Source organism: uncultured Veillonella sp., from assembly GCF_938010505.1.
GTDB lineage: Bacteria > Bacillota > Negativicutes > Veillonellales > Veillonellaceae > Veillonella.
Genome location: NZ_CALLVP010000123.1, coordinates 1 through 11,458, shown reverse-complemented (window position 1 = coordinate 11,458; position 11,458 = coordinate 1). Strand labels below are relative to the sequence as shown.

Below are 11,458 nucleotides of genomic sequence, written 5' to 3'. Positions count from 1 at the left end.
ACAAAGATATGTTTATTGTCTAAACTACGAACGATGGCTGCACCTGTTGGTTCAGATCCCGCCAAAAGTTCTAACTCACGGTTCTCTTTAATTTGCGCTAAAGAAACGGTCGTATGACGGGAGTGTGGCATCCAAAATCGTTCATCGAAACCACGTAAGAGAACCGGGCGGTCATTGTAGATATCATGTTCGTACACACCAAATAGCTTTTCATCCATAACAGATTTATTAATACCAAAGTGATGATATAAGCCGGCTTGAGCACCCCAACAGATATAGAACGTAGAGTACACATGCTCTTCGCCCCAGTTCATGATTTCTACGAGTTCAGACCAATAGTCTACCTCTTCAAAAGGCATTAACTCTACAGGAGCACCTGTAATAATCATACCGTCAAAGAACTGGTCTTTTACTTCATCAAAGGTGCGGTAGAAGGTTTCTAAATATTGTTCATCTGTATTTTTAGCCTTACGAGATGCGGTATGTAAAAGCGTCAAATTAACTTGCAATGGGCTATTACTGAGAGCACGCAAAATTTGCGTTTCCGTCACTTCTTTAGTAGGCATCAAATTGACAAGCAAAATTTGCAAAGGTCGGATTTGTTGATTCTCCGCCCGTTCAGTATCCATAACGAAAATATTCTCTTGAGCTAATTTCGTAATGGCCGGTAAATTTTTTATTACTTTAATAGGCATAATATCACCTCTACACACTAAACAATTTGATAACCTAATCTAAATAATTTAACTAAGCTAGTTAAAACCCTCTCGCCTCGTAGGCACGATGCCAAGCTTCGAGACCTTCTTCTAATGTTTTGCGAGGACAAGCAACATTAATGCGTTCAAAATCCTCCCCATCGACACCAAACATAAAACCGGTATCAAGCCATAGCTTGGCATCATTGATGATCCATTCATCTCGCTCTTTAGGGCTGAGCGGCAATTGAGAGCAATCCAGCCACATGAGATATGTCCCTTCAGGACGATATACACGAATCTTTGGCATATATTTTGCTACATAGTCAATGGTGAATTGAATATTGTCTTGAATATATTCTTTTAATTCATCAAGCCAAGGAGCCCCAACTTTGTAGGCTCCTTCACAGCCCACAATTCCCATCGTATTCAACTGACTATACCCAGCACGGTCAATTTCTTTTATAAAACGACGGCGTAAAGAATCATTTGGAATGAAGATATTACTTACTTGTAAGCCTGCAATGTTAAAAGTCTTGCTAGGCGCTGTACATACAATGCAGTGTTCTGCATAGCTTTCACCAAGGTCCGCAAAGACCTTGTGCGTATGCCCTTCCCAAACAAAGTCAGCATGGATTTCGTCGCTCACGATGAGCACATTGTGTTTAATACAAATGTCGCCGAGGCGTTTCAACTCGTCCTCAGTCCACACGCGCCCTACTGGATTGTGCGGATTACACAAGAGGAATAATGTTACATTCTCCTCAATAATTGCACGCTCGATGTCTTTAAAGTCAATAGTGTATTTTTCATCGCCTTTGATGAGCGGTACATTGATAAGACGACGATCGTTATCCTCAACAACCATACTAAAGGGGTAGTACACAGGTTGATTAATGAGCACCCCTTCGCCAACCTCGGTAAAAGCACGAACCGCCATCGCTAAAGCAAATACGATACCAGGCGTTTTAACAAGCCACTTTGCTTCTGGAGTCCAATTAAACCGTGAGGTAAACCAATTCTTTAACACATCGAAATACTCATCATCAGACTCGGTATAGCCGAATACGCCATGGTTTACGCGGTCCAATAAAATTTGTTTCAATTCAGGGGGAATTTCAAAATCCATATCCGCTACCCAGAATGGCAATACATCCGTAGGCTTACCGCGCTTTACAGCAAAGTCGTATTTCAATGATTTTGTATGAGTTCTATCTACTATTTGATCAAAATTATATTGTCCCATAGGAACTCCTTTATTTGTTAAAAGCCTGTTCCAAGTCCGCAATCAAGTCTTCTGTATCTTCAATACCTACAGATAAACGTAACAAACGACGTGTAATACCTTTGCGTTCTGCATCTTCAGGTTTCAAGTCAGGATGTGTTTGCGTCACAGGATACGTCAACAAGGATTCTGTACCACCAAGGCTTTCAGCGAATTGAATAAGCTCAATACCTTCTAATACTTGTTTAGCCGTTTCTTCGCTATCTACTTCGAAGGATAACATGCCACCAAAGCCTGTTGTTTGGGCTTTATTGATTTCATAGCCCGGATGTTCAGGAAGTCCTGGGAACAATACTTTTGTTACCTTAGGTTGTGTCTTTAGCCATTCAGCAAGAGCAATCGCATTCTTTTGGTGTTGCTCCATACGAAGTGCCAATGTTTTTACGCCGCGGATAACGAGCCAGCTATCCATAGCGGATAGACATGCACCAACTGTTTTGTATATTAAGCGCAATTTTGAAGCGATTTCTTCATCTTTTACAATAGTAAAGCCAGAAATTACATCGTGATGACCACCAATGAATTTGGTACCACTATGAACGACAATATCAGCACCCAACGTCAATGGCTTTTGGAAATATGGACTCAAAAATGTATTGTCGATGATGACTAGCGCATTACGTGCATGCGCCAATGCACAAAGTGCACGAATATCGGTAATCTCCATCATAGGATTTGTAGGAGTTTCAATATATATAGCCTTTGTATTCGGTTTAAAAGCTGCTTTCACCGCATCAAGATCAGAGGTACCTACATAAGTAAACTCGATACCGTTTTGTTCGTAAATATTTGTGAACATACGGATAGAGCCACCATACAAGTCATCACCTAAGATGATGTGGTCTCCTGGGGAGAATAAATGGAATACTGCATCCACCGCAGCCATACCAGAAGAGAATGCCAACGCATCTATCCCCTCTTCAAGGCCTGCCATCAATTGTTCTAAGCGGTCACGCGTCGGATTAGACTCACGGGAATATTGGTAACCTGTTGTATCACCCAACTTTGGATGAGAGAACGTACTAGACATATAAATTGCAGGGGAGATTGCACCGGTATCATCCGGTTTACCACTGCCATGAACGCATTTTGTATTAAACTTCATTCCAATCAACTCCTCATATTTGTATACAATATGTTAATTATAAGAGTAGACAATGATTAAGGTCAACAAAAAGGGGCACTCATACATCCTGAGTGTCCCTGAAAAGTCATATCTATTTTGAATGGGTTGTCATAACTCTAAGTTAAGTTAGACTAATTTTTAGTACGTTTTGTAATAAGTAATGCCAAAATAATACCTAATGATGAAGTTACCAATTGCGGCCAACTAGATACGAAAAGCATGGTATTTACAATCTTTGGTGGAAACTGGAACAAGGAGAAGAACAAGGAATATCCGCCAAAGAGTACGCCGGCTTTTACCAAAGCCGCCACAATAATAAGTAAAAGCTTTGGCTTATGTTGTAACCAATGTGCCACAAATACATACGCTGTCGTGCCAAGAGCCGTAATCAAAATGAACGGCGGTAGCGGTAACATACCTTGTAAATACGCTACTACCGGAGCAATCCAAGCGATAACGAGACCATTCTTCCAACCATAGCGCCACGTCGCTAAAACAAATGTAGCAGATGTAATGGAACCGATGAGGAACATACTCACTTGGTTTGGAATAAATGGAAACATAAGGCGCAAGCTTTGCGCCAATAAGGCAACGGCCAACAAGAGACCTGTGCCCGTAATAGATTTTGTAGACATAAGAACCTCCTACTATACGATATAGATTTTACAAGAGGTACCTACCTCACATTTAAAATTAAGCCTCTACAAAATATAGACGTGCTCGATCATATACCCAATTATAAATATAAGTATAACCTAATATGACTAATGTCATCGTTATATCTGTAGCAAAGGCCATCCAAAAGCTCATATGCATCATGTACATAATAATAGGCACTGTGGCAAGCATAAACAAACCTTCAAACAACACTGCATGAATTGTGCGGATTACAGGCCCTCGCGCTAATCGGTCACCTGGTACTAGTTTATCAAATATCCAGTTAAACACAAAATTCCAAACCATCGCCAACAAGGAAAAAATAATCATCAAGACCAAAGGCTGCCCCTCATGCGGAACAAACTGCATTACCAAACAACCTATTAAAATACAACCAATCTCATATAAAATTGACTGCACCACACGCTCAAAAGAAGACATAATAATAAATACCTCCATCAGAAAACCGAGATAAGAAATTTACTATCACATCACTATTATATTTATTTTTTTAGATTTGTCGAGCTTTGACAAAGCGACTTACCCTCTGAAGTGAGCTATGCCATTTTTGGATATAAAAATGCCCCTCGTAGCGTTCTGTAAGCTCGACTTGCTTTTTCCGAAGTGAGTTTTGCTATTTTAAGATAGAAGAAGCCGCCATATGTCTATCTAGCGACTTGCAGCGAATGGAGCGCAGAGAGACATATGGCGGCGGAAAACTATCCTAAAAGTGGCATTACGAACTGAATCCATGGGATTCCCACCACGATAAAGATAGCAAGGTAGATAATCCCAAAGATAGCGCCTAATTTCCAGAATTCAGGACCTTTGTTATAGCCACTAGCAAACCAGATTGGACTGTGACCAGTACCATATGGTGTAAGGATACCCATAATACCCATTGGTACTAAAAGAATTAACATAACTTGAGCTGGATCAACACCAGGAATTTGAAGAATTAAAGTAGCAAATAAGCCTACCATGGCAGTTACATAAGCAGTGCCAGAAGCAAAGAAGTAACGAAGCAAGCAGAATGCTAATAACAAACCAAGAACTGCCATTGTGGGATCTAAGGATACTAAAGAACCACCTGCAGATTTAGCAAGCCACTCCAAAAAGCCTACGTTTTTAAGACCCGCAGCCATAGGTACGAGTGTAGCGAACCAAGTCAAAACATTCCATGCTGGTTTGTTAGCAAGGAAGTCTTGCCATGTCATAATCTTAGTGAAAATCATCAAGATAATAACAATCAAAGCTGTTGTAGTTGGGTTTACTTTAAATGTAGAAGCACCAATCCACAACACAAGAGCCAAGACAGAAATCAAGGCCATGAAGATTTCACTGCGTGTCATGGAGCCTAATTTCTTATACTCATCTTTCGCCCACGCCGCAATTTCAGGGGAACCTTTTACCTCTGGTTTGCAGAATACATAAGTCAACAATGGCGTGATGATAAACAAGATAAGACCTACTGGTAAGAAAGCTAAGAACCATGTCCCCCAGTTTGCCGCTACGATACCAGACTTAGCAGACAACTCAAGAGCCAATGGGTTTGGCGCCGCACCAGTCAAGAAGATGGAGCTAGATACACATGTAGTTGCCAATGCCACCCAGTTCAAATAAGAACCAATTTTACGAGGGTTTTTATCTGGATAGGATTCGAACATCGGACAAATACTAGATACGATTGGATAAATCGTACCACCAGAACGAGCCGCATTACTTGGAATAAATGGAGCCAATACAAGGTCCGTAATAGCAATGGCATAACCAAGACCTAAGGAAGACTTGCCAAGCTTTGCTACGAGGAACAAAGCAATACGACGACCAAGGCCTGAATTTTCATAACCAATACCAATCATAAAGGCTGCAAAAATCAACCATACGATAGCATTAGAGAAACCACTAAGCCCCCAGCTAATAGCTTGAGCATCGGTAATTGCCTTTGCTACACCAGTAGCTTTATCTACAACAGGGGCAGGGCCAACCTTAAACAACATAGATACGGTAACTGCAATGATACCGATAAAAGCTGGTGGCATTGGTTCTAAAATCAACCCCACCACGAGGCCAGCGAAAATACTTACATAAATCCAAGAATTTGCGCTAAGACCTTCAGGAGCACCGATGAGCCATACAAGAATAGCTACTATAAGCGGTGCGAATAATTTCCAATTCAACTTCATTAGAAACGCTCCTTACTACTTCAAAACAAAAATTGCAAAAATTGCCTATTTAGTATATCAAAAATTTTAATAAGATGATATAAACTTAATCATAAAACTTATTAATTGATAATAAACTTTTAGTAATAAATTTCATCCTACTAGATAATCTTAATTTTATGCAATATAATATATATCTAAAATTGTTAATTCAGCTAATTTTACTGAAAGGATTTAAATGAAACCATTCATATACTATTTAAAACCTTTATGGTTTCCAGTCATCATCGTATCAATTCTTTCGTTACTCACTGTGGCAGGCACATTATATATACCAACATTAACGGCCACAATCATCAACAATGGCGTAGATATTCGCGACGTATCTCGTGAAAGCTTACACAACACGGTAGGCATGGTACTGCAAGATACTTGGATTTTTACCGGCACTATCACAGAACAGGGAACACACCACGAACGCATCAAACGCGGTGGTCACTATAAAGAACTATATGAAAACTATGCTGTAGGTATGACAGTATAAGACAAACACAAAAAAAGTACACATATGCTTTCACAGGCCAAGTCGATCTCATTCGAACAAAGCCAAAATTGCTATACTGTGTACGTCTTTTTTATATCCAATCTAATCACCTAAATCGATTAAACAAGAATAATGACCCCAAAATGATAGGTGCCCCAATATAGAGCCCCATATTAGGAATTTCTCCCAATAAAAATGCGGCTACAATAGCTGCCACTATAGGCGAGATATACATAAAATTAGTTACATCAGAAACCTTTTCAGCATGTTCCAAGGCGTAGCTCCAGAATACAAAGCCTAACGCACTAGAAAGAAATGCTAAATAGGCCATGGCAAATTTTGCACTAATCGGTGCCACAGCAATCATTTCAATGGCATGTTCCGCAAAAGGCAAAGCCATAATGGCACCTGTAAACATAGACCACATGGCGATAGTGATAGGCTTATATCCTTTTAAACTAAGGCCACGATTAAGGATATTATAAACTGCAAAGAGTGTCATCCCCAGCAAAGTCCATAATGCACCTGTAGGAATTGTAAGGGTTGAATTCCAAAGAATAATTATGGCTACACCTATAAAAGCCGTTATTGTAAATAACCAGCCTATGGGGCGTATTTTATCTTTATAAACAGTCATGGCCATCAGTGCCGTCGTCATCGGAGTCAAGGCCATAATAATACTGGATGTGGCCGCCGGAATTGTGCGCAAACCTTCATTAAAGACAACTTGGTAAACAAAATTACCTGTGGCACCTAACAGAATATATAGACCCCACTCACGCCATGTTGTCGGTATGTGTAAGCCTTTTACAACACCGATTACCAGCATAAGTAAGGCCCCACCCATAACCCTTGCCACAGAAAGCGTTAATGAATCTACGGATTGTAATGCTATTTTACTGAAAGGAAATGCAGTAGCCCATACAGCAATTGTAGCAGATGCACCTAAAAGTGCTTTCTTTCGATTTGCCATTAACACCCGCCTTTCAATAGTATTCGCATATACAATCTTATAATCAATTTTGATCCACGTATATTCTATCCAGATTATTTCTATCTTGATTAATTCTACCAAGATAATGTTATCGATATGTATTATATCTTAATAACACTATCTAAATTGTACCATAATATACCACTGAAACTACAAGAAATTAAATCATACCTTTTTTCACCGCTTGAACTATACACAAATATAAGCTATCCAATAGTATTGAAAATCGGTATCCAAGGTTTCTTAACAATATTGATATGTAATTTCATATTATCACATATACATTAAGAGTACTCAAATAAAATAAAAGTTCATATAAATCAATATATACAAGGATTTTTCGACATATTAGCTTATGAGACTTTATAAGATACTTCACAAAATCGCATAACATGTATTGAAAATAAATATCATCTGTACATTGTAGAAATATTACAAACATTGTACACTATAGGCATAGAAATCTATAGTTATATCCATTTATGGAGGTGCAAAATGCAACATACTGCATGGAAAGATTTTAACACAGGTGTGTGGGATAAAGCCGTTGATGTACGCGACTTTATTCAAAGAAACTATATCCCTTATGAAGGGGACGATTCCTTCCTTGCTGGTCCTACAGAAAGAACGACAAAATTGTGGAACCAAGTAATGAAGCTTTACGAAGAAGAACGTGAAAAAGGCGGCATGCTCGACGCTGATACTTCCGTGGCCACACACATTACTGCACATGCGCCAGGATATATCGACAAAGACCTTGAAACGATCGTTGGTTTGCAAACCGACAAACCTTTAAAACGCGCTATGTTCCCTTATGGTGGCTTGCGTACAGCGAAATCCGCTATTGAAGAATACGGCTTCAAAATGGATCCTCAAACCGAAGACTTCTTCAAAAAACACCGTAAAACACACAACGATGGCGTATTCGACGTGTATACTCCAGAAATGCGTGCCGCTCGTACAGCGCATATCGTAACTGGTTTGCCAGATGCGTACAGCCGTGGCCGTATCATCGGTGACTACCGTCGTATCGCTTTATATGGTGTTGATTACCTCATAGAAGATAAAAAAGAACAATTTAACATCACTATGGGCGATATGCTTGAAGATGTCATTCGCGACCGCGAAGAAATTCAAGATCAAATCCGTTCCTTAAAAGAGTTGAAAGAAATGGCAGCGTCCTATGGTTACGATATTTCCGAGCCAGCTAAAGATGTTCGTGAAGCCATGCAATGGATTTACTTCGGTTACCTTGGTGCTATTAAAGAGCAAAACGGTGCTGCTATGTCCATCGGCCGTAACTCCACATTCCTCGACATCTACGCGGAACGTGACCTTCGCAACGGTACCTACACAGAAGAACAAATCCAAGAATTCGTAGATCATTTCATCATGAAATTGCGCATGGTTCGCTTCGCACGTATCCACGAATACAATAATTTGTTCACAGGTGACCCTGTTTGGACTACTGAATCCATCGGTGGTATGGGTACTGACGGTCGTACATTGGTTTCCAAAATGTCCTTCCGTTACCTACATACATTGACTAACCTTGGCCCTGCTCCAGAGCCAAACCTCACTGTATTATGGTCCCCTCGCATGCCTATCGGCTTCCGCCGTTTCTGTGCGAAATTATCCATTGAAACATCTTCCATTCAATACGAAAACGACGAATTAATGCGTCCTAACTCTGGTGATGACTACGCAATCGCATGTTGCGTATCCCCAATGCGTATCGGTAAGGAAATGCAATTCTTCGGCGCTCGTTCCAACTTGGCTAAATGCTTGCTTTACGCAATCAATGGCGGCGTTGACGAAAAGTTGAAGAAACAAATCGGTCCTAAATACCGCCCTATCACTTCCGAATACTTAGAATTCGACGAAGTATGGGAAAAATTCGACGATATGATGGAATGGTTGGCAGGCGTATATGTAAACGCATTGAACATCATTCACTACATGCACGATAAATATGCTTATGAAAAACTAGAAATGGCATTGCATGACCGCAAAGTAACTCGTTGGTTTGCAACTGGCATTGCTGGTTTATCCGTAGTAGCTGACTCCTTGTCCGCTATTAAATACGCTAAAGTAAAACCTATTCGTGACGAAAACGGCATCGCTGTTGATTTCGAAATCGAAGGTGACTTCCCTAAATATGGTAACGATGATGATCGTGTAGATGGCTTGGCAGCAAAAGTTGTTTCCACATTTATGAATAAAATTCGTAAACATCCTACCTACCGTCAATCCGTTCCTACAATGAGCTTGTTAACGATTACTTCCAACGTAGTATATGGTACTGCAACAGGTTCCACTCCAGATGGCCGTAAAGCTGGCGAAGCTTTCGCTCCTGGTGCTAACCCAATGCATGGTCGTGATTCTCACGGTGCTATTTCTTCGTTGGCATCCGTAGCTAAAATGCCATGGCGTGATTGCTCCGATGGTATTTCTAATACCTTCTCTATCATTCCTGATGCATTAGGTAAATCTGGTGAAACATTTGTTTCCGTTAGCGATTTTGATATTGAGTTAGATCCATCTCAATTGCCTAACAGCAATACAAACTTCGCATGTAGCGAACCAAATGTTACTATAGAGGAAGATAAATAAAATCTTCCCCAGTATCGGACTGCTTTCACCGGCACCGATACGAGTGTTAGTCTTGGTTGAAAGGAGGTTATACCCATGAGCAACCAACAAGTTGATAACTTGGTAGAGTTATTGGATGGTTATTCCCAAAAGGGCGGCCATCATTTGAACGTCAACGTGTTTACTCGCGAAACATTGTTAGACGCCCAAAAACATCCTGAGTTGTATCCTCAATTGACGATTCGTGTATCCGGTTATGCGGTGCACTTTAACAAATTGACAAAACAACAACAGGACGAAGTTATTTCCCGTACATTCCATCAACAAATCTAATCGAGGTTTCCTATGACTGGACGTATTCATTCGGTTGAAACGATGGGTACGGTTGATGGTCCGGGCATGCGCATGGTGGTATTTCTACAAGGATGCCCCATGCGTTGTGCTTATTGCCACAATCCTGACACATGGGATGAAACTAGCGCCGATGCTAAATTCATGACCGTAGAGGAATTGTGGGACCAGTACGAACGTAACCGCCAATTTTATACTAATGGTGGTATCACCGTCACAGGTGGGGAAGCTCTTATGCAAATTGACTTTGTTACGGAGCTTTTCACATATTTCCGTGAAAGAAACGTCCATACCTGTTTAGATACAAGTGGAATTTGTTTTGATCCCCACCAAGAGGTGGCATACCGTAAATTACTCAGTGTAACTAGTCTCGTCATCCTAGACATTAAGGAAATCGATCCAGCCAAGCATTTATGGTTAACGGGAAAACCATTAGAACCCATTCTCGGGTTTGCTCGATTGACGGCAGACGTGGAAGTTCCGATTTGGGTTCGTCACGTAGTAGTCCCTACGATTACAGATAATGCCGATCGTCACTATCGTCTAGGCTTTTTCCTAGGAACTCTGAAAAATTTACAAGCCGTTGATTGCTTACCTTATCACGTTATGGGTACTGCTAAATATAAGGAGTTAGGTATTCCCTATCGCCTAGAGGGCATCCCCGCTGCAACGAAAGATATTGCAGCCAAAGCGACAAGAACCGTGGTGGAAGGCATCAAGGCCTATAGACGCCATTGGTGGAGTCCCATCAAAACACAACATCAATCATAATCAAGTTTGAGGATAACTACCTCCCTTGATATATATAAATATATATACCAAGACTTGATCTATGATAGCCCTAATCAATAGAGCCGCCCCCATACAACCGGGGACGGCTCTTATTGCGTTTAAATAAACTTTCTATCATACAAACGGGCTGCAACGAGGACAACCAAACAGGACCCCACATTATGAACTAACGCACCGGTAGTAGGTGTCAAAACCTCAAGTAATGAGAGAATAATAGCGATACAGTTAATGGCCATTGATAAAGCAATACTAAATTT

General features: G+C 40.5%; 10 protein-coding genes and 1 pseudogene. 4 read left to right on the top strand and 7 right to left on the bottom strand.

What is annotated here, in order from left to right; all coding sequences use genetic code 11:
* From metA to Q0507_RS07830, 6 genes are all read right to left on the bottom strand, one after another.
* A partial coding sequence (gene metA, locus Q0507_RS07855) for a homoserine O-succinyltransferase (protein WP_298714806.1) occupies positions 1–695 on the bottom strand: 695 nt, incomplete at its 3' end.
* 61 nt (positions 696–756) lie between these two features.
* The gene (locus tag Q0507_RS07850; protein ID WP_298714805.1) at positions 757–1,941 is read right to left on the bottom strand and encodes a MalY/PatB family protein; all 1,185 of its coding nucleotides are present in this window, start codon (positions 1,939–1,941) and stop codon (positions 757–759) included.
* 10 nt (positions 1,942–1,951) lie between these two features.
* On the bottom strand, positions 1,952–3,085 hold the full coding sequence (locus tag Q0507_RS07845) for a PLP-dependent aspartate aminotransferase family protein (protein ID WP_298714803.1): 1,134 nt from the start codon (positions 3,083–3,085) through the stop codon (positions 1,952–1,954).
* A gap of 152 nt (positions 3,086–3,237) precedes the next feature.
* Complete coding sequence (locus tag Q0507_RS07840) at positions 3,238–3,741, bottom strand: ECF transporter S component (protein WP_298714801.1); 504 nt, start codon at positions 3,739–3,741, stop codon at positions 3,238–3,240.
* 58 nt (positions 3,742–3,799) lie between these two features.
* A complete protein-coding gene (locus Q0507_RS07835) occupies positions 3,800–4,204 on the bottom strand; it encodes a PACE efflux transporter (protein WP_298714799.1) in 405 nt (134 codons plus the stop codon).
* Between the two features lie 278 nt (positions 4,205–4,482).
* Positions 4,483–5,949 (bottom strand): DASS family sodium-coupled anion symporter, encoded by a 1,467-nt coding sequence (locus tag Q0507_RS07830; RefSeq protein WP_298714796.1) that lies wholly within the window; start codon positions 5,947–5,949, stop codon positions 4,483–4,485.
* Positions 5,950–6,166: 217 nt separating this feature from the next.
* On the opposite strand from Q0507_RS07830, the pseudogene Q0507_RS07825 reads away from it, so the two are divergent.
* Positions 6,167–6,388: pseudogene (locus Q0507_RS07825) on the top strand (hypothetical protein); the annotation flags it as partial.
* Positions 6,389–6,578: 190 nt separating this feature from the next.
* Here Q0507_RS07825 and Q0507_RS07820 read toward each other — a convergent pair.
* Complete coding sequence (locus Q0507_RS07820; RefSeq protein WP_298714793.1) at positions 6,579–7,445, bottom strand: DMT family transporter; 867 nt, start codon at positions 7,443–7,445, stop codon at positions 6,579–6,581.
* Positions 7,446–7,961: 516 nt separating this feature from the next.
* On the opposite strand from Q0507_RS07820, the gene pflB reads away from it, so the two are divergent.
* The 3 genes from pflB to pflA all read left to right on the top strand — a co-directional run bounded on the left by pflB (position 7,962) and on the right by pflA (position 11,180).
* Entirely contained in the window at positions 7,962–10,079 is a 2,118-nt protein-coding gene (gene pflB / locus Q0507_RS07815) for a formate C-acetyltransferase (protein ID WP_298714789.1), read from the top strand.
* 75 nt (positions 10,080–10,154) lie between these two features.
* Complete coding sequence (grcA3, locus tag Q0507_RS07810) at positions 10,155–10,391, top strand: autonomous glycyl radical cofactor GrcA3 (RefSeq protein ID WP_287529389.1); 237 nt, start codon at positions 10,155–10,157, stop codon at positions 10,389–10,391.
* A 12-nt stretch (positions 10,392–10,403) separates the two neighbouring features.
* Entirely contained in the window at positions 10,404–11,180 is a 777-nt protein-coding gene (gene pflA, locus Q0507_RS07805; RefSeq protein WP_298714781.1) for a pyruvate formate-lyase-activating protein, read from the top strand.
* Positions 11,181–11,458: the final 278 nt, after the last annotated feature.

What these genes read in the sequence shown, in the direction of transcription:
- Q0507_RS07850 (WP_298714805.1), bottom strand. Translation starts at nt 1,941, where the DNA reads ATGGGACAATATAATTTTGATCAAATAGTAGATAGAACTCATACAAAA.
- Q0507_RS07845 (WP_298714803.1), bottom strand. Translation starts at nt 3,085, where the DNA reads ATGAAGTTTAATACAAAATGCGTTCATGGCAGTGGTAAACCGGATGAT.
- Q0507_RS07840 (WP_298714801.1), bottom strand. Translation starts at nt 3,741, where the DNA reads ATGTCTACAAAATCTATTACGGGCACAGGTCTCTTGTTGGCCGTTGCC.
- Q0507_RS07835 (WP_298714799.1), bottom strand. Translation starts at nt 4,204, where the DNA reads ATGTCTTCTTTTGAGCGTGTGGTGCAGTCAATTTTATATGAGATTGGT.
- Q0507_RS07830 (WP_298714796.1), bottom strand. Translation starts at nt 5,949, where the DNA reads ATGAAGTTGAATTGGAAATTATTCGCACCGCTTATAGTAGCTATTCTT.
- Q0507_RS07820 (WP_298714793.1), bottom strand. Translation starts at nt 7,445, where the DNA reads ATGGCAAATCGAAAGAAAGCACTTTTAGGTGCATCTGCTACAATTGCT.
- pflB (WP_298714789.1), top strand. Translation starts at nt 7,962, where the DNA reads ATGCAACATACTGCATGGAAAGATTTTAACACAGGTGTGTGGGATAAA.
- grcA3 (WP_287529389.1), top strand. Translation starts at nt 10,155, where the DNA reads ATGAGCAACCAACAAGTTGATAACTTGGTAGAGTTATTGGATGGTTAT.
- pflA (WP_298714781.1), top strand. Translation starts at nt 10,404, where the DNA reads ATGACTGGACGTATTCATTCGGTTGAAACGATGGGTACGGTTGATGGT.